This is a genomic window from Serratia sp. CY47280 (genome assembly GCF_052168655.1).
Lineage (GTDB): Bacteria > Pseudomonadota > Gammaproteobacteria > Enterobacterales > Enterobacteriaceae > Serratia > Serratia bockelmannii.
The window spans coordinates 859,294-885,514 of record NZ_JBJNMG010000002.1 but is presented as its reverse complement, the minus strand read 5'-3'; the positions used below and the strand labels follow the sequence as shown (position 1 = coordinate 885,514).

Annotated in this window: 18 protein-coding genes; 5 read left to right on the top strand and 13 right to left on the bottom strand. The window is 58.6% G+C overall.

Going from position 1 to position 26,221, the window contains the following annotated elements; translation table 11 throughout:
* Positions 1-7: 7 nt before the first annotated feature.
* The 7 genes from ACJ8J4_RS13720 to ansB form a co-directional block, all read right to left on the bottom strand.
* Entirely contained in the window at positions 8-2,278 is a 2,271-nt protein-coding gene (locus ACJ8J4_RS13720; protein WP_197835649.1) for a ComEC family protein, read from the bottom strand.
* Between the two features lie 276 nt (positions 2,279-2,554).
* A complete protein-coding gene (ihfB, locus tag ACJ8J4_RS13715) occupies positions 2,555-2,839 on the bottom strand; it encodes an integration host factor subunit beta (protein ID WP_004928264.1) in 285 nt (94 codons plus the stop codon).
* A gap of 62 nt (positions 2,840-2,901) precedes the next feature.
* Positions 2,902-4,575 carry a 30S ribosomal protein S1 gene (gene rpsA, locus ACJ8J4_RS13710; protein ID WP_004928267.1) on the bottom strand — a complete coding sequence of 558 codons (1,674 nt, stop codon included), beginning with the start codon at positions 4,573-4,575 and terminating at the stop codon, positions 2,902-2,904.
* Between the two features lie 184 nt (positions 4,576-4,759).
* Positions 4,760-5,449: a (d)CMP kinase gene (cmk, locus tag ACJ8J4_RS13705; protein ID WP_028127992.1), complete on the bottom strand. Its 690-nt coding sequence runs from the start codon at positions 5,447-5,449 to the stop codon at positions 4,760-4,762.
* A 262-nt stretch (positions 5,450-5,711) separates the two neighbouring features.
* Positions 5,712-6,998, bottom strand: a complete 1,287-nt coding sequence (aroA, locus tag ACJ8J4_RS13700) for a 3-phosphoshikimate 1-carboxyvinyltransferase (protein ID WP_197835379.1) — start codon at positions 6,996-6,998, stop codon at positions 5,712-5,714.
* A 114-nt stretch (positions 6,999-7,112) separates the two neighbouring features.
* Positions 7,113-8,198, bottom strand: a complete 1,086-nt coding sequence (gene serC / locus ACJ8J4_RS13695; protein ID WP_025302275.1) for a 3-phosphoserine/phosphohydroxythreonine transaminase — start codon at positions 8,196-8,198, stop codon at positions 7,113-7,115.
* A gap of 302 nt (positions 8,199-8,500) precedes the next feature.
* Complete coding sequence (gene ansB, locus ACJ8J4_RS13690; RefSeq protein ID WP_197835377.1) at positions 8,501-9,547, bottom strand: L-asparaginase 2; 1,047 nt, start codon at positions 9,545-9,547, stop codon at positions 8,501-8,503.
* 148 nt (positions 9,548-9,695) lie between these two features.
* Here ansB and ycaO point away from each other — a divergent pair, with 148 nt between their 5' ends.
* From ycaO to pflA, 4 genes are all read left to right on the top strand, one after another.
* Positions 9,696-11,459: a 30S ribosomal protein S12 methylthiotransferase accessory factor YcaO gene (ycaO, locus tag ACJ8J4_RS13685; protein ID WP_197835375.1), complete on the top strand. Its 1,764-nt coding sequence runs from the start codon at positions 9,696-9,698 to the stop codon at positions 11,457-11,459.
* 460 nt (positions 11,460-11,919) lie between these two features.
* Positions 11,920-12,780: a formate transporter FocA gene (gene focA / locus ACJ8J4_RS13680; RefSeq protein WP_060432816.1), complete on the top strand. Its 861-nt coding sequence runs from the start codon at positions 11,920-11,922 to the stop codon at positions 12,778-12,780.
* A 54-nt stretch (positions 12,781-12,834) separates the two neighbouring features.
* Positions 12,835-15,117 carry a formate C-acetyltransferase gene (pflB, locus tag ACJ8J4_RS13675; RefSeq protein WP_004928286.1) on the top strand — a complete coding sequence of 761 codons (2,283 nt, stop codon included), beginning with the start codon at positions 12,835-12,837 and terminating at the stop codon, positions 15,115-15,117.
* A 280-nt stretch (positions 15,118-15,397) separates the two neighbouring features.
* A complete protein-coding gene (pflA, locus tag ACJ8J4_RS13670) occupies positions 15,398-16,138 on the top strand; it encodes a pyruvate formate lyase 1-activating protein (RefSeq protein ID WP_016928325.1) in 741 nt (246 codons plus the stop codon).
* Between the two features lie 49 nt (positions 16,139-16,187).
* Here the strand turns inward: pflA and ACJ8J4_RS13665 are convergent, their stop codons facing one another.
* Positions 16,188-17,339 (bottom strand): MFS transporter, encoded by a 1,152-nt coding sequence (locus ACJ8J4_RS13665; protein WP_004928291.1) that lies wholly within the window; start codon positions 17,337-17,339, stop codon positions 16,188-16,190.
* A gap of 163 nt (positions 17,340-17,502) precedes the next feature.
* Between ACJ8J4_RS13665 and ACJ8J4_RS13660 the strand changes: the two genes are divergently transcribed.
* Entirely contained in the window at positions 17,503-17,868 is a 366-nt protein-coding gene (locus ACJ8J4_RS13660; RefSeq protein ID WP_025302271.1) for a DUF1801 domain-containing protein, read from the top strand.
* Positions 17,869-17,919: 51 nt separating this feature from the next.
* Here ACJ8J4_RS13660 and serS read toward each other — a convergent pair whose 3' ends face one another.
* From serS to lrp, 5 genes are all read right to left on the bottom strand, one after another.
* Positions 17,920-19,212, bottom strand: coding sequence for a serine--tRNA ligase (serS, locus tag ACJ8J4_RS13655; protein ID WP_197835371.1), 1,293 nt, complete (start codon positions 19,210-19,212; stop codon positions 17,920-17,922).
* 109 nt (positions 19,213-19,321) lie between these two features.
* A complete protein-coding gene (locus tag ACJ8J4_RS13650; RefSeq protein ID WP_049208098.1) occupies positions 19,322-20,608 on the bottom strand; it encodes a replication-associated recombination protein A in 1,287 nt (428 codons plus the stop codon).
* Between the two features lie 67 nt (positions 20,609-20,675).
* Complete coding sequence (gene lolA / locus ACJ8J4_RS13645) at positions 20,676-21,287, bottom strand: outer membrane lipoprotein chaperone LolA (protein WP_015377319.1); 612 nt, start codon at positions 21,285-21,287, stop codon at positions 20,676-20,678.
* 197 nt (positions 21,288-21,484) lie between these two features.
* Entirely contained in the window at positions 21,485-25,150 is a 3,666-nt protein-coding gene (locus ACJ8J4_RS13640) for a DNA translocase FtsK 4TM domain-containing protein (RefSeq protein ID WP_197822791.1), read from the bottom strand.
* 120 nt (positions 25,151-25,270) lie between these two features.
* Complete coding sequence (gene lrp, locus ACJ8J4_RS13635; protein ID WP_004928318.1) at positions 25,271-25,765, bottom strand: leucine-responsive transcriptional regulator Lrp; 495 nt, start codon at positions 25,763-25,765, stop codon at positions 25,271-25,273.
* Between the last annotated feature and the right edge of the window lie 456 nt (positions 25,766-26,221).

Below are 26,221 nucleotides of genomic sequence, written 5' to 3'. Positions count from 1 at the left end.
GCCTATTTTACTCATTATCACCCTCTACGCCAAACCGCTGATGGTACCAACGGGGCATTAATTGTTCGCGAAAGCCTTTAATTTGCCAATCGTTGTCGAAAAAAAGTACCGATAACTGACCAGAGCGTGTCGTATCGCGCCATGTAATGCCATTTGCCCGGTATCTGGCGACCACTTTACGCGCCGGTAATCGCCACTTGTTGTAACGTGATGCTGACGCCAATGCCGCCTCAGGATTGACCGCGCGCAGAAACGGCGGCGTCGAAGAGGTTCTGCTGCCATGATGCCCCACCTGCAATACCGTGGCGGCTAAACGGTCGCGCCGCAATCGAATCAGCTGCGCCTCTGCTTTCTTTTCGGCGTCGCCGGTGAGCAGCAGACTGTATTTCCCGTCGTCGATACGGATCACGCAGGAGTCGTCATTGCCCGGCCTTTTGAGCGTTTTCGGTGGCCACAGCACTTCGAATTGCAACGACTGCCAGCGCCAACGCTCACCGGCGACGCAGGGCAAATGCCCCTCCCCGCGTATCGGGCTGCGCACCGTCGCCTGTGGAAACGCACTCTGTACCGTCGGCAGCCCGCCGATATGATCGAGATGAGCATGGCTGATAATGATCTGTTCCAGTTCAATGCTCCGCCAGTTCAGCATCGGCAAAATATGGCGCTCGGCGGCACTGCCACCCGGCCAACGATCGCCGGTATCATACAGTACTCCCTTACCGTTTTGTTCAATGACCACCGCCAAACCGTGCCCGACATCAAGCATATCGACTCGCCAGCGGTAAGTCGGTTCTTTTTCCCGCCACAGCACGCAGCATATCGCTATCGTCGCCAGTCCCGACGCATAACGCCACCACCAATGAAAGCGCCAACAGACGACGATGAGCCATCCCGCCGCGCTGGCCAACAGCGAAGCCGCCCCCAAATCCACCCAACCACGTTGCAGGTAATTCAGAGGTACAAATACCCACTGCAGCGTGAAGTCCGCCAGCCACCATAGTCCGTAGCTTAACGAAGGGAAGAAACCGAACATCACCGCCAGCAAAATCAGCGGCACCGTCACCAATGAGACAATCGGTACCGCCCACAAATTGGCCGGCAGCGAGGTCAGCGTCAGGCCCAGAAACAGCGCGGCCTGCATCGGCACCAGCAGCAACGTCATACCGAGCTGAATATGCAGCCAACGCACCGGTGCCCAATACCAGGCCGATCGGAATCGCTCGCCGAGCGGTGCCCATTCGAACCAAAAAATCAGGCACCCCACCGCCAGTACCGACAGCCAGAAACTGTCTGACAAGACCGCCAGCGGATCGCACAGTAAAATAAGCCCGACACACCACAGCCACACTTGCCAAGAAGAACAATGGACGCCGCGCAAGCGCAGCAGCATCCACAGCGTCATCGCCAACGCGGTGCGCACCGCCGGCGGCTGGGCGCCTACCAACCAGACATAGATCAGCGTCGCCACCCAGCCCGCGACCAGCGGAAAGCGATAGCCAATTAGATGAGAAGGAAGAAAAAGCTGCAGCGCACGCAATGTAACCCAGAACAAGATGGCGACCATCGCCACATGCAACCCTGAGATCGCCATCAAGTGTGCGATGCCGGTTTTCAACATCAGCATGCGCAAAGCCTGCTCCAGCGCGGTTCGCTCCCCAAATGCCAACGCCAGCAATACAGCCTTGTAACGCAGCTCGCCGATATTGGTTTCCGCATGGCTGATTATGCGCTGGCGTAGGCCGCAATCGCCATCCAGCAAACGAGCCTGCCTGACTTGCCCAGTCAACGGCTGGCGTTGTGCGATCGCCCACCGTTGGCTGTCGAAGCCGCCTTCATTGAGTTTGCCATGTACCGGCCGCAAACGCAGTTTCAATTGCCAACGCTGCCCAGCGCACAGCTGCTGCTGTTCTGGGGCCCACGTCGTGGTAAACGCCAGCGCAGGCGCCAACCAATGGCCGTTGACACGCTCGATGCGCATCAACGTCTGTTTACTGGCGGCGGGCTTCAGCGCGATGCTGCTAACCTGCACCACCGCCGTCACTTCCGATCCGCGGCTTAAGCGCTCCATTTGCCCAATCAGGCTTCCGGCGTTGAAAACCGCCCAAGTGAACCCCAACCCCAGGCAGGCCAAATAACGGCAGAACGGCCAACGAATGCGCAGCAGTAAACCGGCAACAAGCAACATCGGCCACAGCTGCCATTGCTCAGGCAACTGAGGTAAAACCAGCAGCGGCAGGATGCCGCAGATAACGGCGAATATCGCCAGATCCAGCGAAATTTTGATCGCTCTTCTCCCATCGTACCCGCCACGAACGCAAGCGCGTTACGGCAGGCAAACAGGATGATTCAAGCGGCATGTCGTCGCCAGCGGGCTTTAATGAAGATGCGGTGAACATGGCAGGATAAGAGAGATCTATGCAGGAGCCACATCGTAAATGCGGCGCGGTGCGCAATTCCTAAGCGGAGCAGGGAGAACCGCAGGCGAAAAAAAACGGCGCCTTAAAGGCACCGTTTTATATTCTTTACAAGCAACAACGCTATGAGCAGTCAGCGACTAGCCATAGATATTGGCGCGGTCACGCAACTCTTTGCCAGGTTTGAAGTGAGGAACGTACTTGCCGTCCAGCTCAACTTTGTCACCGGTTTTCGGGTTGCGGCCTACACGCGGGGCACGGTAGTGAAGAGAAAAACTGCCGAATCCGCGGATCTCAATGCGTTCGCCCTCGGCCAGCGTTGCGGCCATGTGCTCAAGCATCTCTTTCACTGCATCCTCAACGGCCTTCGCCGGAATATGAGATTGCTGGCCAGCAAGTCTTTCAATAAGTTCAGACTTGGTCATAGTACCTCCAAGCTTTGCAGCTAAACTACCGTATCGGGGCGGTCAGAAACCGCCCCCCGTCATTACTCGCCTTTAGCCGCTTTGAAAGCTTCAGCCATTGCGTTAGAGAAGTTGCCTTCTTCCTGTTTGTTGTTAACAGTTGCGATGGCGTCTTTCTCGTCAGCTTCGTCCTTAGCACGTACGGACAGGCTTACAACGCGGTTCTTACGGTCAACGCCGGTGAATTTAGCTTCAACTTCGTCACCTACGTTCAGAACCAGAGTTGCATCTTCAATGCGGTCGCGAGAGGCTTCAGATGCACGCAGGTAACCTTCTACGCCGCCTGCCAATTCAACTGTAGCACCTTTGGCGTCAACTGCAGTGACTTTACCAGTAACAATAGCACCTTTCTTGTTCATAGACAGGTAGTTATTGAACGGGTCTTCAGCCAGCTGCTTCACGCCCAGGGAGATACGCTCGCGCTCTGCGTCAACTTGCAGAACAACCGCAGCGATTTCGTCGCCTTTCTTGTATTCACGTACTGCTTCTTCGCCTGCAACGTTCCAGGAGATGTCAGACAGGTGAACCAGGCCGTCGATGCCGCCGTCCAGGCCGATGAAGATACCGAAGTCAGTGATAGACTTGATTTTACCTTCAACGCGGTCGCCCTTGTTGTGGGTCTCTGCGAACTGCTGCCATGGGTTGGATTTGCACTGCTTCAGGCCCAGGGAGATACGACGACGTTCTTCATCGATGTCCAGAACCATCACTTCCACTACGTCGCCCACGTTAACAACTTTGGACGGATGGATGTTTTTGTTGGTCCAATCCATTTCAGAAACGTGTACCAGACCTTCAACGCCTTCTTCGATTTCTACGAAGCAGCCGTAATCAGTCAGGTTGGTTACACGACCAGTCAGCTTGGTGCCTTCTGGGTAACGTTTCGCGATAGCAACCCATGGATCTTCGCCCAGCTGTTTCAGGCCCAGGGAGACACGAGTACGCTCGCGGTCGAACTTCAGCACTTTAACAGTTATTTCATCGCCAACGTTGACGATTTCGCTTGGGTGCTTAACGCGTTTCCAAGCCATGTCAGTGATGTGCAGCAGGCCGTCTACGCCGCCCAGATCAACGAATGCACCGTAGTCAGTGAGGTTCTTAACGATACCTTTGACTTCCATGCCTTCCTGCAGGTTTTCCAGCAGTTGATCGCGCTCAGCGCTGTTCTCGGATTCGATAACCGCACGGCGAGAAACGACAACGTTGTTGCGCTTCTGATCCAGCTTGATGACTTTGAACTCAAGCTCTTTGCCTTCCAGGTGCAGAGTGTCACGTACCGGACGCACGTCAACCAGGGAACCTGGCAGGAACGCGCGGATGCCGTTCAGCTCGACGGTGAAGCCACCCTTCACTTTGCCGTTGATAACACCGGTTACAGTCTCAGCTTCTTCGTAGGCTTTTTCCAGCGTGATCCAAGCTTCGTGACGCTTAGCTTTCTCACGGGACAGCAGGGTTTCACCGAAGCCGTCTTCAACAGCATCCAGAGCAACGTCAACTTCGTCACCAACCTGGATTTCCAGCTCGCCCTGGGCGTTTTTGAATTGCTCAGCCGGGATGGCAGACTCAGATTTCAGACCGGCGTCAACCAGTACGATATCTTTGTCGATAGCAACAACGACGCCACGAACGATGGAACCCGGGCGGGTTTCGATTTCTTTTAAGGATTCTTCAAAGAGTTGAGCGAAAGATTCAGTCATGTTGTTAATCTTCAGGGTTCTTTAGTTTAACGTCCATTTAGCGTCCCGCCGAATGGGGTTGTTTCACATACCCCGCCATTGGCTCCATGCCGACAGGGTTTAAGGTTACAGGGGTAAAATTTTACCCGATATATTGCGATACCGCTATGACAAATATGACAAAAAGCCAATAGCGCCGCCGCGCTTATTGCTGCGGCAACGCCAACACTTTCTGTGCATACGTCAACGCCTGCTGGATCACTTCTTCGATCGACATGCTGGTAGAATCCAGCACGAGGGCGTCAGAAGCAGGCACCAGAGGCGCGATAGGCCGATTACGGTCACGGTCGTCCCGTTCCTTTATCTCGGCTAAAAGACGTTCAAAGTTAACATTAAAGCCCTTTTCCTGCAACTGCAGCATGCGGCGGTGTGCGCGCTCCTCCGAGCTGGCGTCGAGGAAAATCTTGACCGGCGCGTCCGGGAACACCACCGTGCCCATATCGCGACCGTCGGCAATCAGGCCGGGCGCTTCGCGGAATGCGCGCTGGCGGCGCAGCAACGCCTCGCGCACGCGAGGAAACGCCGCCGCTTGCGACGCGGTGTTGCCGACGGTTTCGGTGCGGATCTCATTGCTGACGTCCTCACCTTCCAAAATCACCTGCAGCTTGCCGTCCTGGGCAACGAAGCGAACATCGAGATGTGCGGCCAGCGGAACCAGCGCTTCCTCAGAAGTGATATCCACCTGATGATGCAACGCCGCCAGCGCCAGCACGCGATAGATCGCGCCGGAATCCAGCAAACGCCAACCAAGGGACTCGGCCAACGCTTTACACAGCGTGCCTTTACCTGCGCCACTTGGTCCATCAACGGTTATCACCGGGGCTGTAGCCGTCATTTCTCTCTCCTTCAGGTAGAAAACCTCACAGAGACACGGCGCGCTTCGACTCGAAGCCCGTGCGCTCTGCCACCTGCCCAATCAGGGGCAAATACGGTGGCGTATTATACGCTGCCCTACGGCAATCTGTTACCCTGGAACTGTCCGGTTGTTGAAAATAAGCGCACAACCGCGAAAAAGTATAGAAGAAACGCCGGTCGCCGAAGGTTAAAAACGATAAAGGCCCACAAAGGGGCCTTAAAATAAACGATTTGACGGGTTACTACGCCGGCTGGCTGATGCGCGCCAACTGCTCGAAATAATCCGGGAAGGTTTTCGCGGTGCATTTCGGATCGAGAATGGTGACCGGGGTATCCGACAGCGCCACCAGCGAGAAGCACATCGCCATGCGGTGATCGTTGTAGGTACCGATCTCGGCAAACTGCAGTTTGGCCGGCGGCACGACGTGAATGTAGTCTTCGCCCTCGTCCACTTCCGCCCCCACTTTACGCAGCTCGGTGGCCATCGCCGCCAGACGGTCGGTCTCCTTCACCCGCCAGTTGTAGATATTGCGGATGGTGGTCGGCCCCTCGGCGAACAACGCCGCGGTGGCGATAGTCATCGCCGCGTCCGGAATGTGGTTCATGTCCATGTCGATGCCGTGCAGTTCACCGCGGCTGCACTCGATGAAATCGTCGCCCCAGGTGATGCGCGCGCCCATTTTCTCCAGCGCATCGGCGAACTTGGTGTCGCCCTGCACGCTTTTGCGGCCGATGCCGGTCACGCGCACGGTGCCGCCTTTGATCGCCGCCGCCGCCAGGAAGTAGGAGGCGGAAGAAGCGTCGCCCTCAACCAGATAATCGCCCGGCGCGATATACGTCTGGCGCCCTTGGATATGGAACACCCGGTAGTTGTCGTGGCTCACCGATACGCCGAAGGTACGCATCAGATGCAGCGTGATGTCGATGTACGGCTTGGAAACCAACTCGCCCTTGATGTGGATCTGCGTATCCTGCGGCGCCAGCGGCGCGGTCATCAGCAACGCGGTCAGGAACTGGCTGGAGACGCTGCCGTCAACGGTGACGTCGCCGCCCAGGAAGCCGCCGCGCAGGCGAATCGGCGGGTAATCGGTCTGCTCGAGATAATCAATCTGCGCCTCGCCCTGGCGCAACGCGTCCACCAGATGGCCGATCGGGCGCTCTTTCATGCGCGGTTCACCGGTCAACACCACGTCGCCTTCGCCGAGGCACAGCGCCGCCGCCAATGGGCGCATCGCCGTACCGGCGTTGCCGAGGAACAGTTCCAGCGGCTGGCCGGCCACCAGCGGCCCGGCCACGCCGGTCACTTCGCACACGGTACGATCGGCGGAAAGTTGATAGTTCACACCCAACGCCTGCAACGCGTTCAGCATATGACGCACGTCGTCGCTGTCCAGCAGGTTAGTCAGCCGGGTCGTGCCTTTCGCCAGCGCCGCCAGCAGCAAAGCGCGGTTAGAAACGCTCTTCGAGCCGGGTAAGTTGACGGTGCCATTGACCAGGGCGACCGGTTGTAACGTCAGGGAATCCACCATGTGAACAAAACTCTCCAATTCTGATAAACGAAACGGCTCCGGAATAATGCCGGAGCCGCTTTAATGCAAAAGGACAACAGCCTGAGGCAGCCCGCGCCTGGCGGGCTGACGGAATCAACCGTGACGACGTTCGAAGTCGGCCATGAAGTCGGTCAGCGCCTGCACGCCGGCCAGCGGCATCGCATTGTAAATAGAAGCGCGCATGCCGCCAACTACCCGGTGGCCTTTCAGCGCCTGCAGGCCGATGGCCTCGGCTTCGCTGAGAAACACTTTGTCCAGCGCCGCATCGGCCAGTTGGAACGGCACGTTCATCCACGAGCGGTTGGCGATCGCCACCTGGCTGCGGTAGAAGTCGGATTTATCGATGGTCGCGTACAGCAGCTCGGCCTTGGCCTGATTGCGTTTTTGCATCTCCACCAGGCCGCCCTGCTCTTTCAGCCATTTGAACACCAGCCCGGACAGGTACCAGGCGAAGGTCGGCGGGGTGTTGAACATCGAATCGTTCTCGGCCAGCACGGTGTAGTCGAGGATCGACGGCACTTCTTTGCGCGCCTTGCCCAGCAGATCGTCACGCACGATCACCAGCGTCAGGCCGGCCGGGCCGATATTTTTCTGCGCGCCGGCGTAAATCACGCCGAAGCGGCTGACGTCGAGCGGGCGGGACAGGATGGTCGAGGAGTAATCGCCGATCACCACTTTGTCGCCGAAGTCCGGCGTTTCATCGATGGCCACGCCGTCGATGGTCTCATTCGGGCAATAGTGCACATAGGCCGCGTCGGCGCTGAGTTGCCACTCTTTCATCGGCTTGATGCCGCTCAGGCCGTCGATGCGGGTTTTCACGTCGATGACGTTCGGGGTGCAATACTTTTCTGCTTCCTTGATGGCGCTGTGCGCCCAATAGCCGCCGTCGATATAGTCAGCGGTGACCTTGTCGCCCAGCAGGTTCAGCGGCAGCGCGGCAAATTGTGCGCGGGCGCCGCCGTGGCAAAACAGCACCTTATAGTTGGAGGGGACTTTCAGCAGATCGCGCAGATCCTGTTCCGCCTGCTCGGCAACGGCGATGAATTCTTTGCTGCGGTGACTGATTTCCATCACTGACGTGCCCAGGCCGTGCCAGTTGCACAGTTCCTGTTCCGCACGACGCAACACTTCCACCGGCAGCATCGCCGGGCCAGAGCTAAAATTATAAACCTGAGTCATTTCCCCTCACCACATTCACTGTTCGCCGCAGAAAAGCGACCTGTCGAAAAGATGCCCGAAGTTAACGCTCGCGTTAACCAACCCATCGGTTTTATCACTCACGCCCCATGGCTGCAACGCTTATTCGCCCGCCGGCGGCAAACGGTCGCGCCGGGTGATGACAGGCTCTGCGGCCATCGCGATTGTTTGGACGATAAAACCCTGCGACATGGGGAAATTCAGCGGGTTAACGCGGTGCTTTATGCTGTATTCAGCCGAGATGGCTGCGGGAACCCGGTCGGCCCCCGCAGGAGAGAAAACGATCAGTACTGATTGAACATCTGCTGGATTTGCTTCGCGCCTTTGGCTTGCGTCAGCGCGAGCTGCAGCAAAATGCGCGCTTTTTGCGGATTCAGCGTGCCAGCGGCCACGAAGCCGTACTTGGCGTCGTCCACTTCCGCATCTTCGGTAGTGGCGCCGGTCGGTACGCGCGAAGAACGCACCACCGCCACGCCGTTGTGTGCCGCCGTCGCCAGTGTGTCGAACACCGTTTTATACAGGTTGCCGTTGCCGACCCCGGCGCTGACGATGCCCTGGTACCCTTCGGCGATCAGCGCCTTGACCGGCGCATCGGAGGCGTTGGCGTAGTTGTAGACGATGCCGACCTTCGGCAGTTCGTTCAGCTTGCTGACGTCGAACGGCGTATCACGGGTATGCTTGCGCTGCGGTGAGCGCTGGTAATCGACCTTGCCGTTGTGGATATACCCGAGCGGGCCGAAGTTCGGCGACTGGAAGGTCTGCACGGCGGTGGTATTGGTCTTGGTGACGTCGCGCGCGTCCAGCACGGTGTCGTTCATCGCCACCAGCACCCCGCGGTTGGCCGATTGCGGATCTGCCGCCGTCACCACCGCATTATACAGGTTGAACGGGCCATCGGCGCTCATCGCCGTCGCCGGCCGCATCGCCCCGACAAGCACCACCGGCTTGTCGCACTTCACCGTCAGATCGAGGAAATAGGCCGTCTCTTCCAGCGTATCGGTGCCGTGGGTGATGACGAAGCCGTCGGTTTTGCCGCAGTCGGCGTCAATTTTCTTCACCAGCGTCAGCCAGACCTGATCGTTCATGTCCTGCGAGCCGATGTTCACCACCTGCTCCCCCTGCACGTTGGCGATATCTTTCAGCGCCGGCACCGCATCGACCAGCGCCTCGACACCCAGCTTGCCCGCGGTATAGTTAGATTTCGTCGCCGAATCGCCGCCACCGGCGATGGTGCCGCCGGTCGCCAGCAGGGTGATGTTGGGCAGCGCCAGCGCCGAGGCGCTGACGCCGCTCAACAAGAGGATTAACACGCTGAGTTTCACTGATTTCATTAGATTTCTCCGTGACAGATAACTCGCTGAATTATGGCCTTTATCCTTAAAAAAACTGTGACTTTGCCACCGCTTTAGGAATACGTGGAGCTCCAGCGTAAAACCCCGTATCATTGCGCGTTTTTAGTACGCGCAAAAAGTGAAGACAATGACGCAAACTTTTATCCCCGGTAAAGACGCCGCTCTGGAAGACTCCATCGCCCGTTTCCAGCAGAAACTGAGCGACCTCGGTTTCAACATCGAAGAAGCCTCCTGGCTGAATCCAGTGCCGCACGTGTGGTCGGTGCACATTCGCGATCGCGATTGCCCGCTGTGCTTCACCAACGGCAAAGGCGCCAGCAAAAAAGCCGCGCTGGCCTCCGCGCTGGGTGAATATTTCGAGCGCCTGTCCACCAACTACTTCTTCGCCGATTTCTATCTGGGCAAGCAGATCGCCGAAGGCGACTTCGTGCACTACCCGAATGAGAAATGGTTCCCGATCCCGGCGGACGATACGCTACCGGCCGGCATCCTCGACGAGCGTCTGCACGCCTTCTACGATCCGCAACAAGAGCTGAGCGCCAGCGATCTTGTCGATCTGCAATCCGGTAACGCCGATCGCGGCGTGTGTGCGCTGCCGTTTACCCGTCAGTCCGACCAGCAAACCGTGTACATCCCGATGAATATCATCGGCAACCTGTATGTTTCCAACGGCATGTCCGCCGGCAACACCGCCAACGAAGCGCGGGTGCAGGGCCTGTCGGAAGTGTTCGAGCGCTATGTGAAAAACCGCATCATCGCCGAATCCATCAGCCTGCCGGCGATCCCGGACGAAGTGCTGAATCGCTATCCGGGCGTGGTGGAAGCCATCGCCAAACTGGAAGAGGAAGGTTTCCCGATCCTCTCCTATGATGCCTCGCTGGGCGGCAACTACCCGGTAATCTGCGTGGTGCTGTTCAACCCGACCAACGGCACCTGCTTCGCCTCGTTCGGCGCGCACCCGGACTTCGGCGTGGCGCTGGAGCGCACGGTAACCGAGCTGCTGCAGGGCCGCAGCCTGAAAGATCTCGACGTGTTCACCGCACCGACCTTCGATGACGAAGAAGTGGCGGAACACACCAACCTGGAAACGCACTTCATCGACTCCAGCGGCCTGATCTCCTGGGATCTGTTCAAGCAGGATGCGGACTATCCGTTCGTTGACTGGAGCTTCAGCGGCAGCACGCAGGAAGAGTTCGCCACCCTGATGAGCATCTTCGACAAAGAAGACGCGGAAGTGTACATCGCCGACTACGAGCACCTGGGCGTCTACGCTTGCCGCATCATCGTGCCGAGTATGTCCGACATTTACCCGGCGGAAGACCTGCTGCTGGCCAACAACAGCATGGGCGCGCACCTGCGCGATACGCTGCTGGCGCTGCCGGGCAGCGAGTGGGAGCCGGAAGAGTACCTGGCGCTGATCGAGCAGTTGGACGACGAAGGGCTGGACGACTTCACCCGCGTACGCGAACTGCTGGGCATTGCCAGCGGCAAAGACAATGCCTGGCATACCCTGCGCGTGGGCGAGCTGAAGTCGATGCTGGCGCTGGCGGGCGGCGATCTGGATCAGGCGCTGATCTGGACCGAATGGACGCAGGACTTCAATGCCTCGGTGCTGAGCCCGGCGCGCAGCAACTACTACCGCTGCCTGCAAACGCTGCTGCTGCTGGCGCAGGAGCCTGAACGCGAAGCGGCGCAGTACTACACCGCGTTCGTGAAGATGTACGGCCAGGAAGCGGTCGACGCCGCCTCCGCCGCCATCAGCGGTGAAGCGCGCTTCAACGGGCTGTTCGCCGTCGATGCCGATCTGAAGGCGCTGCCGGCCCACCAGGCGCTGCTGGCGGCCTACGAGAAGCTGCAGGCGGCCAAACGCCGCCACTGGGCCAAGGCCTAAGCATCATCAGGGGTACTGCCACTTTGGGAGTACCCCTGCTGCCAAACGCCGCACTTCGCTGCGGCGTTTTCATTTTTGCGGTGTATTTCAACGCATTCGCTTTTATTTTCTCGCGGGAAAATTGGCGGTTAAACGACCATAAAAATAAATAAACCGTCAATTGTTGCCGGACGGTGAAATAATAATTAACCGATAATTAAACTTTCAGCGCTGCGCGGCGACAAAACGCCTAAAAATTTAACTTTACCCTACGCCGTCTACCCGGTGAATTCAAAAAATTTTGCAAACATTAAAAAAATGTTTTTACTTAAAAATCAATAAATTAACCATAAAAACCACACAAAAAACACGTCATTTTGCCGCTCTACTTCCCCGCCTTATGATCCAAATCAAATTTTCCCCTATACTGCTTTGCTAGTATCTCATTGCGTTGTTTTAACCCTTAAGAGCGAGAGTTAGTTTGAAAACTGACAGCCCCTTCGATCTGATTTTACCTGCGGCCACGGCGAAAATCGCTGAAGATGCCGGCGTGTATAAAGCCACCAAACATCCGCTGAAAACGTTTTATTTGGCGATCACCGCCGGTGTCTTCATTTCCATCGCCTTCGTCTTCTACATCACGGCGACCACCGGTACCGCCGGCGTGCCTTTCGGGCTGGCGAAACTGGTTGGTGGCATCTGCTTCTCTCTCGGGTTAATGCTGGTGGTGGTGTCGGGCGCCGACCTGTTCACCTCTACCGTGCTCATCGTCATCGCCAAGGCCAGCGGCCGTATCAGCTGGGGCCAGCTGGGCGCCAACTGGCTGAACGTTTATCTCGGCAATCTGATCGGCGCGCTGTTCTTCGTGGCGCTGATCTGGTTCTCCGGCGAGTATATGGTCGCCAACGGCCAGTGGGGCCTGAATGTCCTGCAAACCGCAGACCATAAGCTGCATCACACCTTTATCGAAGCCGTGTGCCTCGGCATTCTGGCCAACCTGATGGTCTGCCTGGCGGTCTGGATGAGCTACTCCGGCCGCACCCTGACCGACAAGATGCTCGCCATGGTGCTGCCGGTCGGGATGTTTGTCGCCAGCGGCTTCGAACACAGCATCGCCAACATGTTTATGATCCCTATGGGCATCGTGGTCAAACACTTCGCCACGCCGGAATTCTGGCAAGCCGTAGGGGCGGTACCTGAGCAATTCGCTCATCTGACAGTAAGCAACTTCATCATCGACAACCTGATTCCGGTCACCATCGGCAACATCATCGGCGGCGGTCTGCTGGTTGGGTTGACTTACTGGGTAATTTATCTGCGCGGGGGCCGCGAGCAGCACTAAGCTGTGAGTTACCACGCGCAGAGTTAGAAATCCACAATCAAAGGTAGGTGTACAATGACCGAACTTAACGAGAAATTAGCCAACGCTTGGGAAGGTTTCAGCAAGGGTGACTGGCAGAATGAAGTCAACGTTCGTGACTTCATCCAGAAAAACTACACGCCTTATGAGGGTGACGAATCCTTCCTGGCTGGCGCTACTCAAGCCACCACCACCTTGTGGGACAAGGTTATGGAAGGGATCAAACTGGAAAACCGCACTCACGCGCCGGTTGATTTCGACACCAACGTTGCTTCAACCATCGTTTCTCACGACGCGGGTTACATCGCCAAAGAGCTGGAAACCATCGTGGGGCTGCAGACCGACGCCCCTCTGAAACGCGCGCTGATCCCGTTCGGCGGTATCAAAATGGTCGAGGGTTCGTGCAAAGTGTACGGCCGCGAACTGGATCCGCAGCTGAAAAAAGTGTTCACCGAATACCGTAAAACCCACAACCAGGGCGTATTCGACGTTTACACCAAAGACATCCTGAACTGCCGTAAATCCGGCGTGCTGACCGGTCTGCCAGACGCTTACGGCCGTGGCCGCATCATCGGCGACTACCGCCGCGTGGCGCTGTACGGCATCGACTTCCTGATGGCCGACAAGCTGAACCAGTTCAAATCGCTGCAGGAAAAACTGGAAAACGGCGAAGACCTGGAAATGACCATCCAGCTACGCGAAGAGATCGCTGAACAGCACCGCGCTCTGGCTCAGATCAAAGAGATGGCCGCCAAATACGGTTACGACATCTCTGGCCCGGCCACCAGCGCCCAAGAAGCGGTGCAGTGGACCTACTTCGGCTACCTGGCCGCGGTGAAATCCCAGAACGGCGCCGCCATGTCCTTCGGCCGCGTGTCCACCTTCCTCGACGTGTTCATCGAACGCGACATCAAGGCGGGCAAACTGACCGAAGAGCAAGCGCAGGAACTGATCGACCACCTGGTGATGAAACTGCGTATGGTGCGCTTCCTGCGTACCCCTGAGTACGATGAACTGTTCTCCGGCGACCCAATCTGGGCGACCGAATCCCTGGCCGGTATGGGCGTCGACGGCCGTACCCTGGTCACCAAAAACAGCTTCCGCTTCCTGAACACCCTGTACACCATGGGGCCGTCGCCGGAGCCGAACATGACCATCCTGTGGTCTGAGAAGCTGCCGCTGAACTTCAAGAAATTCGCGGCGAAAGTGTCCATCGACACCTCTTCCGTACAGTACGAAAACGACGACCTGATGCGTCCTGACTTCAACAACGATGACTACGCCATCGCCTGTTGCGTCAGCCCGATGATCGTCGGTAAGCAAATGCAGTTCTTCGGCGCCCGCGCCAACCTGGCGAAAACCATGCTTTACGCCATCAACGGCGGCGTTGACGAGAAACTGAAAATGCAGGTCGGCCCGAAAGAAGCGCCGATGATGGACGAAGTGCTGGACTATGACAAAGTCATGGCCCGCATGGACCACTTTATGGATTGGCTGGCCAAGCAGTACGTGACCGCGCTGAACATCATTCACTATATGCACGACAAGTACAGCTACGAAGCTGCGCTGATGGCGCTGCATGACCGTGACGTTTATCGCACCATGGCTTGCGGCATCGCCGGCCTGTCCGTTGCGGCCGACTCCCTGTCCGCCATCAAGTACGCGAAAGTCACCACCATTCGCGACGAAGACGGCCTGGCTATCGACTTTAAAGTGGAAGGCGAGTATCCACAGTTCGGTAACAACGACGCCCGCGTCGATGACATCGCCTGTGACCTGGTGGAGCGTTTCATGAAGAAAATTCAGAAACTGCGCACCTACCGCAACGCGGTACCGACTCAGTCCGTACTGACCATCACCTCCAACGTGGTGTACGGTAAGAAAACCGGTAACACCCCGGATGGCCGCCGCGCCGGTGCACCGTTCGGCCCAGGCGCCAACCCGATGCACGGCCGTGACCAGAAAGGCGCAGTAGCCTCCCTGACCTCGGTAGCCAAACTGCCGTTTGCCTACGCGAAAGACGGGATCTCTTATACCTTCTCCATCGTGCCTAACGCGCTGGGTAAAGACGACGACGTGCGTAAAGCCAACCTGGCAGGCCTGATGGATGGTTACTTCCACCATGAAGCCTCCATCGAAGGCGGTCAGCACCTGAACGTCAACGTAATGAACCGTGAAATGCTGCTGGACGCGATGGAAAATCCTGAGAAATACCCTCAGCTGACCATCCGCGTCTCCGGTTACGCCGTGCGCTTCAACTCGCTGACCAAAGAGCAACAGCAGGACGTCATTACTCGTACCTTCACTCAAACGATGTAATACGCCAACCGGGCGGGAAACCGCCCGGTGCCAACGACAGGGCCGGTTCTGCCGGCCCTTTTCTCCCACCGCTCTCCCCTGACTCTGTGCGAGTCTGTTTTGCCGGACATCTATACTGAATGGATAGCCGGCAAAACAGTTATCCGGCAACTGACCGGCCGACAGGCATCATTACCCCCGGTGGCGGCTCCACCCGCTGCTGCATCGCAGATACCTGGCCGGCGGCCACGCGCCTATTTTTAGACTGCGTTTGACAGTCAATATTGGAGAAAACCCCGCAATGTCAGTAACTGGTCGCATCCACTCCTTCGAATCCTGCGGCACCGTCGATGGGCCCGGGATCCGCTTTATCGTCTTCTTCCAGGGCTGCCTGATGCGCTGCCTCTATTGCCATAACCGCGACACCTGGGACACCCACGGCGGCAAAGAAGTGACCGTCGAAGAGCTGATGAAAGACGCGGTGGCCTACCGCCACTTCATGAACGCCTCCGGTGGCGGCGTCACCGCGTCCGGCGGCGAGGCGATCCTGCAGGCTGAATTCGTGCGCGACTGGTTCCGCGCCTGCCATGCCGAAGGCATCAATACCTGCCTGGACACCAATGGCTTCGTGCGCCGCTACGATCCGGTGATCGACGAGTTGCTGGACACCACCGATCTGGTGATGCTGGATCTGAAACAGATGAACGACGATATCCACCAGAATCTGGTCGGCGTCTCCAACCACCGCACGTTGGAATTCGCCCGCTACCTGGCGAAACGTAACCAACGCACCTGGATCCGTTACGTGGTGGTGCCGGGCTGGTCAGATGATGACAAATCGGCACACCTGCTGGGCGAGTTCACCAAGGACATGACCAACATCGAGAAAATCGAGCTGCTGCCCTACCACGAACTGGGCAAGCATAAATGGATAGCGATGGGGGAAGAGTACAAACTGGACGGCGTACATCCGCCGAAGGCCGAGACCATGGATCGCGTCAAAGGCATCCTGGAAAGCTACGGTCACAAAGTGATTTACTGATTGGCGCACGCCAAAAGAAAAAACCGGCTCATGGCCGGTTTTTTTATGCTCAGGCGGCGGCGAACGGCGTGTGGTGGTGATCCGGCTTCTGCTTTTTCAGCAGCATCAGCAGGTAAACCAGCGCTACGGCGGCGATCATCACGAACAGCACACGGTCGGAGTAGTTTTGCATCAGCAGCGCCGTCATCGACGGGCCCAGCAGGCTGCCGATGGTGTAACTCATCAACAGCGCCTGGTTCATCGCCACCAACTCATGCGGCAGCGCCTTCTCGCAGGCCCAGGACATCGCCACCGGATACAGGGTAAAGCCGGCGCAGCCGAGGATGAACAGCGAAGGCGCCATGGCGTAGTTGCCGAGCATCGCCACGCTGGCGAGGATCACCACGAACACCTGAATGCGCAGCACCAGCAGGCGCCCGTAACGATCGGCCAGGCGCCCGACCGGCCATTGGCCGACGATGCCGGAGCTGACCAACAGCGCCATCCAGTAACCGACGTTAGCGTCGCTCATGCCCTGATGAGAGAGATACAGCGGCATCAGGCCATACAGCGAACCGAGCACAATGCCGGAGATGATGCAGCCGTTGATGCCCAGGCGCGCGCTGCGGCGTCTCAACATTGTCCATACCGCCGCCTGCTGCGGCTCGTCTTCATGGCGGTTTACCCGCGCGAACAACATCGGCAACATGGCGCTGATCACGATCGCGGTCACCCACGGCACCACATGCAGCAATTCGGTCGAGGTCATGCTCAACAGTAATTGGCCGGTCACCGTACCGAGGTAATAGACAATCATATAGGCCGCCAGCAGCTGGCCGCGGTTGCTCAAATTGCCGCTGCGCAAAAGCGCGCTCTCCACGATCACCCAGATCCAGGCGCAACCGACGCCGGCGAAGAAGCGCCAGCCCAGCCAGCTCCAGAAATCGATCGACAGCACCATGCCGGCGGTCGCGGCGGCGAACAGCAAACAAGAGAGATGATAGCTGCGGGTGAAGCCGACGCGCTGGATCAGTTTGCCCGCCACCAACGTGCCCAACAGGTTACCGCTGAAATAAGAGGAGCTGACCATTCCCACCTGCCAGGTTGACAGCTGAGCATGGGTTAACCAAAGCGGCACTAACGTATTCAAAACGGCAATGGATACCGTGAGCAGCAAAAGGCCGCAGAGCAATAGGAGCACTGGGCGGGAGTATGCGGACATAGTGAAATTGTGACCGAACGCGCAATGAGAGTGCGCGCATCATGCCACTGGCGATAAAAAAGTCAATCGCCTCTTATCATTCCACCGCACGATTTGTTTCCGGCTAACCGGCTGAAAAAGCGCTATGCTCAGCGCAGAGCGAATTTGACGACGGAGAAGCAAGATGAGTCAGGCAAATGATGCGGCGGTAGAGGCCCTGCTGGCGGACATCGGCAGCACGCAAGGTGACCTGCTGGCCATTATGCAGCAGGTGCGGCGGATTGCTGCGGCGAGCGGCAACGGCGTAACCGAATCGGTCAAATACGGCGGCATCATGTTCTCGCATAGCCAATTTTTCTGCGGCGTTTTCGCCTATCGCCACCACGTCACGGTGGAGTTCGGCCACGGCTACCGATTGGAAGATCGTTATCACCAGCTCGAAGGCAGCGGCCAGTATCGGCGGCACATCAAGCTCCACTCGCCCGACGAGGTGAAAAGCAAGCATCTGGCGGACTACATTCAACAGGCTTATGCGCTGGCGACGGGCTGAATTCTCGACATAAAAAAAGCGCCCGCAGGCGCTTTTTTCGTGGTTTGCCGTTTAGCCGATATATTCCAGGCCGCCCATATAAGGACGCAACACTTCAGGCACCTGAATGCGACCGTCGGCCTGCTGGTAGTTTTCCAGCACCGCCACCAGCGTACGGCCGACCGCCAGGCCGGAACCGTTCAGCGTGTGGACCAGACGCGGCTTCTTGTCGGCCTTGCTGCGGCAGCGAGCCTGCATGCGGCGCGCCTGGAAGTCCCACATGTTGGAGCAGGACGAGATCTCGCGGTAGGTGTTCTGCGCCGGCAGCCACACTTCCAGATCGTAGGTCTTGCAGGCGCCGAAGCCCATGTCGCCGGTGCACAGCAGCACCTTGCGGTAAGGCAGGTTCAGCAGCTGCAGCACTTTTTCCGCATGGCCGGTCAGCTCTTCCAGGGCATCCATCGAATCTTCCGGACGGACGATCTGCACCATTTCGACCTTGTCGAACTGGTGCATGCGGATCAAACCGCGGGTGTCACGGCCGTAAGAACCGGCTTCCGCACGGAAGCATGGCGTGTGCGCGGTCATCTTCAGCGGCAGAGATTCCTCTTCCACGATCTCGTCGCGCACCAGGTTGGTCAGCGGCACTTCCGCCGTTGGGATCAGCGCGTAGTTGCTGCTGTCGGCTTCTTCTTCCAGCGGACGGGTATGGAACAGGTCTTCGCCGAACTTCGGCAGTTGGCCGGTACCGTACAGCGTGGCGTGGTTGACCAGGTAAGGCACGTAGGCCTCCAGGTAGCCGTGCTGCTCGGTGTGCAGATCCAGCATGAACTGGGACAGCGCGCGGTGCATGCGGGCGATTTGCCCCTTCATGACCACGAAGCGCGAACCGGTCAGCTTAACCGCGGCGGCAAAATCCAGCCCGCCGGACATTTCGCCCAGATCGACGTGATCGCGCACCGCGAAGTCGTACTGGCGCGGTTCGCCCCAGCAGGCGACTTCCAGGTTTTCACTGTCGTCTTTACCATCCGGCACGGCGTCGTCCGGCAGGTTAGGCAGCGTCAAGGCGTAATCGCGGATCTCGCTCTGCAGCGTGTCCAGCTCTGCCTTGGCGGCATCCAGCTTGTCACCCAGCTCGTTCACTTCGCGACGCAGCGGCTCGATGTCTTCCCCACGCGCTTTGGCCGCGCCGATGGATTTCGATCGGGAGTTGCGTTCCGCTTGCAGCGTTTCAGTTTCTACCTGCAGAACTTTGCGGCGTTCTTCCTGCGAACGCAGCAGATCCAGATCGAGTTTAAAGCCTCGGCGAGCCAGTTTGACGGCGACTGCGTCTAGCTCATTACGCAGCAGATTGGGATCGAGCATGCTAATCCTGTGCTTGTTGTTATTGAAAGAAGTGTTGTTGTTCTATGCGGCTGATTTATAGCCGCATAAAAGAAGAGTGATACCCGCTAACCTTACCGCAACGGCCTCGCTAGCGGTAGCGTTTTGTCGGGCTATTTTGATCCTGCTCAGCCAGCCATGCCAACTTTTCGCCGATTTTCCCTTCAAGCCCACGCGAGGTCGGTTGATAGTAGCGTGTCTTGGCCATTTCGGGCGGGAAATAGTTCTCACCGGCGGCGTAGGCGTTGGGTTCGTCGTGGGCGTAGCGGTACTCCGCCCCCAGCCCCATCTCCTTCATCAGCTTGGTCGGCGCGTTGCGCAGGTGCTCTGGCACGTCATAATCGGCCTGCTCTTTGGCGTCGCGCATGGCGGCCTTGAACGCGGTATAGACCGCGTTGCTCTTCGGCGCGCAGGCCAGGTAAACAATCGCTTGCGCGATGGCGCGCTCGCCCTCTGCCGGCCCCACGCGGGTGAAGCAATCCCAGGCGGCGATCGCCACCTGCATGCCGCGCGGATCGGCGTTGCCCACGTCTTCAGAGGCAATCGCCAACAGACGGCGTGCCACATAGAGCGGATCGCCGCCGGCGGTAATAATGCGCGCATACCAATACAGCGCCGCGTCCGGCGCCGAACCGCGCACCGATTTATGCAGCGCGGAAATCAGGTCGTAATAACGGTCGCCCTTGTTGTCGAAGCGCGCGCTGCGCTCGCCCGACACCTCCTTGAGCAGCTCCGGCGTCAGCACCCGCACGCCTTTGGCATCGATCTCCGCCATGTCCGCCATCATTTCCAGGCTGTTCAGCGCCCGGCGCGCATCGCCGCCCACCAGCTCCGACAGCAGGCGGCGCGTTTCCGCGGGCAGCTCGACGTTCTGATTGCCAAAGCCGCGCGCCTTGTCGCTCATCGCCTGATCCAGCACCTGGCCGATATCTTCGGCGGTCAGCGCCTTCAACAGGTAAACGCGGGCGCGGGACAACAGCGCCGAGTTCAGCTCGAACGACGGATTTTCGGTGGTGGCGCCGATAAAGGTGATGGTGCCGTCTTCGATGTGCGGCAGGAAAGCGTCCTGCTGGCTCTTATTGAAGCGGTGCACTTCGTCGACGAACAGGATGGTGCGGCGGCCGGCGTCGCGATTTTGCCGCGCCCGCTCGATCGCCTCGCGGATCTCCTTGATGCCGGAGGTCACGGCGGAGATCCGTTCGACATCCGCCTGACCGTAACGGCCGATCAGCTCTGCCAACGTCGTCTTCCCGGTGCCCGGCGGCCCCCATAAAATCATCGAGTGCAGCTGCCCGGCCTCGATGGCGCGCGGCAGCGGCTTGCCGGCGGCCAGCAGGTGCTGCTGGCCGATATACTGCGCCAGCGTGGTCGGCCGCATACGCGCGGCCAACGGCTGGAACTCATTCTGGGAAAAATCGAGCGACAGATTATTACTCACTTGCACCTCACTGGCGCTGGTCGTCCAGCGTCACCCCCTTCGGCGGGGTAAATTTGAATTTGGCCGGATCGGCGGCAACGTTCTGCTGGCTTTTCAGCGTATAAGCACTACGCTGGCCATCCTGCTCCACCGCGGCAAAGCTGCGGATGGTGCCGCTGTTGGTCACGCTGATGGCGAATTGCTTCAGGTTGCCGCTGGCGGATTTTGGCGTCAATTCGAAATCATCGCCCTTTTGCTTCACGTTGTACTGCTTCCAGTCGCTGGCGTTATTGCGGGTGATCAGCATAAACGGCGTATTGCCGGTGGCGTTCTTCAGCCAGGTCGCCGTCACCTGCTCGACGAACGGGTTGTAGAACCACAGGGTCTGGCCATCGGAAACCAGCACGCTCTCATCGGGTGACGTCATGTGCCAGTTGAACAGGTTCGGCCGCTTCACCCACAGCTCGCCTTCACCCTGTTGCACCGCGGCGCCTTCAGCGCTGGTCACGGTTTGCGAGAAGCTGGCGTGGAAACTGTTCACCTTCGCCAGGCGACTTTGTAGATCCTGTGCGGCATCGGCCAGCACGGAGGTAGAAGCGAATCCCGAAAGCAGACAGCAGGCAACTAACAGTTTTTTCATTATTCCAGATACCTTATGAAATGCGTTAACCGCAGGGCGACGCCGTGCGGGTCAATCAACCCTTTACTCCGTTACTTTACCTGAAGCCGGCGATCGGCCGGTAGGCCAATGTTCCGAGAAGAAACGGGTTTACGCTTCTTTGCACAAGGGCCGCTTAAGCGGCCCTTTCTTATTGAATTACAATGGCTAAGCGAGCATCAATCGTGCCGCGGCGGCGCCAGCACCTCGCGGTTGCCGTTGTGCCCCTGCTCGCTGACGATGCCCTGCGCCTCCATCTGTTCGATGATGCGCGCGGCGCGGTTATAGCCGATGCGGAACTGGCGCTGTACGCCGGAGATGGAGGCGCGGCGTTTATCCACCACGAAATCCACCGCCTGGTCAAACAACGGATCCAGCTCTTCGTCGCCGTCCATCCCGCCACCGGCACCGCCCTCGCCATCTTCGCCGCCGCTGAGAATGCCCTCTTTATATTGGGGCCGCTCGCGCGCTTTCCAATCCTTGACCACCGCGTGCACTTCCTGATCGCGCACGAATGCGCCATGTACACGCACCGGGATCGAGGAGTTCGGCGCCAGATAGAGCATGTCACCCATACCCAGCAAGGACTCGGCGCCCCCCTGATCGAGGATGGTGCGGGAGTCGATCTTGCTCGACACGGTAAAGGCGATACGCGTCGGGATGTTGGCCTTGATAAGACCCGTGATCACATCCACCGACGGACGCTGGGTCGCCAGCACCAGGTGGATACCCGCCGCACGCGCTTTCTGCGCCAGGCGAGCGATCAACTCTTCGACCTTTTTGCCGACCGTCATGATCAGATCGGCGAATTCGTCGACCATTACCACGATGTACGGCTCTTTCTCCAACACCGGCGGCGTGATGTCCATGCTGTCGGTCGGTTTCCAGAACGGATCCGGGATCGGGCGCCCCATCGCTTCGGCCTGATCGACGCGCTCGTTGTAGCCGGCCAGGTTACGCACGCCCAGGGCAGACATCAGCTTGTAGCGACGTTCCATTTCGCCCACGCACCAGCGCAGCGCATTGGCAGCGTCTTTCATGTCGGTGACCACATCGGTCAACAGGTGCGGAATACCTTCGTAAACCGACAATTCCAGCATTTTCGGGTCGATCATGATAAAGCGCACTTCTTTCGGCGTGGCCTTATACAGGATGCTCAGGATCATGGCGTTGACCCCGACCGATTTACCGGAGCCGGTAGTACCGGCGACCAGCAAGTGTGGCATTTTGCCCAGATCGGCCACGACCGGTTCGCCGGAGATGTCCTTACCCAATACGATGGACAGCGGCGACGGGTTGTCGCGGAAGGCCGGGCAGTCCAGCACTTCGCGCAGGTACACCGTTTGACGCTTGGCGTTCGGCAGCTCCAGACCGACGTAAGGCTTACCGGGGATCACTTCCACCACGCGCACCGCCGAAGTCGACAGCGAGCGCGCCAGATCGCGCGACAGGTTGGAAATGCGCGCCGCTTTAACGCCCGGCGCCAGATCCAGCTCGAAGCGGGTGATGACCGGCCCCGGTAGGATATCCACCACGTCGGCTTTTACGCGGTAATCGGCCAAACTGGCCTCCACCAAGCGCGCTTTCTGTTCCAGCGCGAAGGAGTCGACCGGCTCCACCTCTTTCGGCGCTTCGGTCAGCAGATCCAGCGTCGGCAGCGGCGTAGTCGGCTTCTGCAGCGGCTGATCGTTGCGCATCAGGAACGGGTGAATCAAGCTGTCCATCGCCGGGTGCGGCTCGGCCGGAGCTTGCTGAGGCTGCTGCTGCACCGGTTGCTGTGGCTGCTGATATTGCTGCTGCGACGGCTGTTGATACTGCTGTTGTTGCTGCGGCTGCTGATAAGGTTGCTGCTGCGGCTGTTGGTATTGTTGCGGCTGCACATGCGGTTGCTGAGGTTGAGCAGCCGGCGCCGCAGGCTCAAACTGGCCAAACGGCACGTCGTCCTCTTGCTCGCTTTGCTGTTCAATGCGCTCTTCAAGCTGTGGGGACAGCGTGAACATCGGCTCGCTCGGGCCATCGTCCACTAAATCCGCCATCGGCGAGAAGCTGAAAGCATTGCGGGTATCGACCGGGCTGGCGGCCGGCGCCTGCGGGGCAGTCTCTTGCTGGCCATAACGCGCCTGCTGCTGCTCGGCGAAAGCCTGACGCAGCGCAGCCTCTTGCCGCGCCTCTTCATCGTCCTGTTGGACTTCACCGTAACGTTGGTTCTGTTGTTCGGCGAACGCTTTACTCAGCTCGGCTTCCTGCTGAGCCTGTTCATCATCCTGCTCCGGCGCGTAGCTTTCGCCATAGCGCTGGCTTTGCTGTTCGGCGAACGCCTGGCGCAGCGCGGCTTCTTGCTGCGCCTCTTCTTCCTGCGGGCTCACCGCCGTCGGCTGTTGAGGCTCCGCCTGGCGCTGTTCCTGTTCGGCAGCACGCTGCGAAGGCAGCTTGATGCCGTAGGAAGCCAGCTCACGACGGGTCGGAATACGCACCGGATTCGGCCGCGGCAACTCAGGGCCGATACCCTGTTTAACCTGAGAATTGCCGTCGCTGGTCGCCGTGAAGGCCGGCATAAAGGTCGCCGCCGCGGCGCCCGCAGCGGCGGCGGCTGCCGTATCCAGTTGTGGCTTGGCGCCGGTGGCGCTGAAACCACCTGCTCCGCTGACGTCGGCACTGTCGCGCTGCGCGGCGGTAAAATCAAAGGGAGAACGCGCTGTCGGCTGCGGGGCCGGCTCTTGCCAATTGCCCAGGCGCGGCTCATCGTCATCCTGATAAGGATCGACAGGGCGCGTCGCCTTAGGCGCTGGTGTTTCTTCCGGGATTTCGAAGGAATACAGCGGCGGCGTGGCGTCTTGCGCCGGGGTGCTCACCGGGTGCTGATTGACCGAGGCCGGCGCGGCCGGCGCCACCGTTACCGACGGCGCCTGTGTGGCGATCGGCGCGGCAACGGGCTCGTGGATCTCTGCCTTCACCGCTGGTGCAGGCGAAGCCGCCGGCGCGATTGGCGCGGCGTCGGCTTCAACCTCACTATCGTCGGCTCGCAGGCCGCTGAGCAACGGATCGGCGGCGTCTTCCCCCGCCTCTTTGGCGCTTTCGGTGACCGAGGGTGCGGAGAACAGCACGTCGTCATCGGCAGCCGCGGCTCCGGCGGCGGTCGCCGCAACCGCTGCAGCGGCGCCCTTCCCTGCCTGCTCAGGCTCGTCGTCAACGTAACGCTCGTCATCCTCGAAATAGCGATCTTCGCGGCGTGAGCGATTGGTCATCACCGTCGCGACGCCCAACACCGCACCGCCGATCTTCTCGGCGATCACCAGCCAGGACCAGCCGGTAAACAGCGTCAGCCCCGCCGCCCACACGCACAGCAGCGCCAGCGTAGCGCCGATGCCGTTGAACCACGGCAACATGGCGTTGCTCAGCAGGCTGCCGATCACGCCGCCGGAAGCGAAGTAATAGAGATCGTCAACGTTCAGCGCCGCCAACCCGCAGGAGGTAAGCACTAACGCCAAGGTACCGATCAGGCGCAGGGAGAGCGCGAAATAGTCGACGTAGTCTTTGTTGCCGCGTTGGCGATAGGCTGCCCAGCACAGGATCAGCATGATCGGCGGTATCGCGTAGGCGAGCACCCCGAAGGTGAAGAACAGCGTGTCGGCCAACCAGGCCCCAACACCGCCGCCCAAATTGTGAATCGGCTCATGCCACGCGGTCTGCGACCAGCTTGGGTCAGACGGATTGAAACTGACCAACGCAGCCATGAGGTAAACGGCAAAAATCGCTACCACGATAAGCGCAGCCTCCAGCAAACGCCGGCCACTGCTGAGTCTTTTCAGGGTAACTTCTTTATCTTCTGTATATTCCTGGCTCAAGAAAGGCTCTCCAGGTTCCTGTTAGCTGACATAGCAACAGCGCCGAGAAGCTTCCCCGGCGCCGAAACTGTATGAATAAACAGGAGTGTAACCAATTTAATCAGGTTTTGCACCTGCACCTTACCGTGTTTTGATAACCAGACGGTTACTCTGTTTCACTTCTTCCATCACTACGTAGGTACGGGTGTCGTTAACCCCCGGCAAACGCAGCAAGGTTTCGCCCAGCAGTTTGCGGTACGCCGACATGTCCGGTACGCGGGTTTTCAACAGGTAGTCGAAATCACCGGAAACCAGATGACACTCCTGAATCTCTTCAAGCTTCTGCACTGCCGAGTTGAATTGCTCAAACACATCCGGCGCGCCACGGTTCAGCGTGATCTCCACGAAAACCAGCAGGGACGCATCCAGATAATGCGGGTTAAGCAATGCGGTATAGCCATGAATGAAACCCTGGCGCTCGAGACGGCGCACGCGTTCTAAACATGGTGTCGGGGATAACCCCACGCGCTTCGAAAGCTCGACGTTCGAAATACGCCCATCCTTCTGCAGCTCATTCAGGATGTTGCGGTCGATACGGTCGAGATCTTTACCCGGGCGTTTCTTGTTGTCTGCCATTATTATTGTCTCTCTTATTTTCTTCCGTGCACTTGCCACACCCTAGCCAACGTCAATGTGTAAGGGTTCGTTCCAAGCGAAGACCCGATGCCTGTCATGTGCTTCTTCACTACCATCATTCCACGCCGCGCAGCCTGTCTGTCCAACCCCGCGCGACGCCGGCAACGACGTTTAGGTCGAGAAAAAATCAGCAAACGCTTGCGCGCCCTGCTCCGCACATCCACCACGCATTGCCGCCTCGCGGCGCAAATACGTACGATTTGCTGGTGTTACGGGGATAATTTCTTCTTCCTATGATGTTTTCGCAAATGCGCAGCGGATTGTCAAAGTAAAAGAAGCAAAATCAGAACAACGTACCGTCATGAAAAGTCTGCATCCCATTTTTGGTTATGAATCGCTGGCAGATAAACCCCGGTAGGGAGCGGCTGAAGTCGCAGAATGCGCCGTTTTTGCGCG

Coding starts and splice junctions, on each gene's coding strand:
- ihfB (WP_004928264.1), bottom strand. CDS start 2,839: ATGACCAAGTCTGAACTTATTGAAAGACTTGCTGGCCAGCAATCTCAT.
- rpsA (WP_004928267.1), bottom strand. CDS start 4,575: ATGACTGAATCTTTCGCTCAACTCTTTGAAGAATCCTTAAAAGAAATC.
- cmk (WP_028127992.1), bottom strand. CDS start 5,449: ATGACGGCTACAGCCCCGGTGATAACCGTTGATGGACCAAGTGGCGCA.
- aroA (WP_197835379.1), bottom strand. CDS start 6,998: ATGGTGGATTCCCTGACGTTACAACCGGTCGCCCTGGTCAATGGCACC.
- serC (WP_025302275.1), bottom strand. CDS start 8,198: ATGACTCAGGTTTATAATTTTAGCTCTGGCCCGGCGATGCTGCCGGTG.
- ansB (WP_197835377.1), bottom strand. CDS start 9,547: ATGAAATCAGTGAAACTCAGCGTGTTAATCCTCTTGTTGAGCGGCGTC.
- ycaO (WP_197835375.1), top strand. CDS start 9,696: ATGACGCAAACTTTTATCCCCGGTAAAGACGCCGCTCTGGAAGACTCC.
- pflB (WP_004928286.1), top strand. CDS start 12,835: ATGACCGAACTTAACGAGAAATTAGCCAACGCTTGGGAAGGTTTCAGC.
- pflA (WP_016928325.1), top strand. CDS start 15,398: ATGTCAGTAACTGGTCGCATCCACTCCTTCGAATCCTGCGGCACCGTC.
- ACJ8J4_RS13665 (WP_004928291.1), bottom strand. CDS start 17,339: ATGTCCGCATACTCCCGCCCAGTGCTCCTATTGCTCTGCGGCCTTTTG.
- ACJ8J4_RS13660 (WP_025302271.1), top strand. CDS start 17,503: ATGAGTCAGGCAAATGATGCGGCGGTAGAGGCCCTGCTGGCGGACATC.
- serS (WP_197835371.1), bottom strand. CDS start 19,212: ATGCTCGATCCCAATCTGCTGCGTAATGAGCTAGACGCAGTCGCCGTC.
- ACJ8J4_RS13650 (WP_049208098.1), bottom strand. CDS start 20,608: ATGCGGCCGACCACGCTGGCGCAGTATATCGGCCAGCAGCACCTGCTG.
- lolA (WP_015377319.1), bottom strand. CDS start 21,287: ATGAAAAAACTGTTAGTTGCCTGCTGTCTGCTTTCGGGATTCGCTTCT.
- lrp (WP_004928318.1), bottom strand. CDS start 25,765: ATGGCAGACAACAAGAAACGCCCGGGTAAAGATCTCGACCGTATCGAC.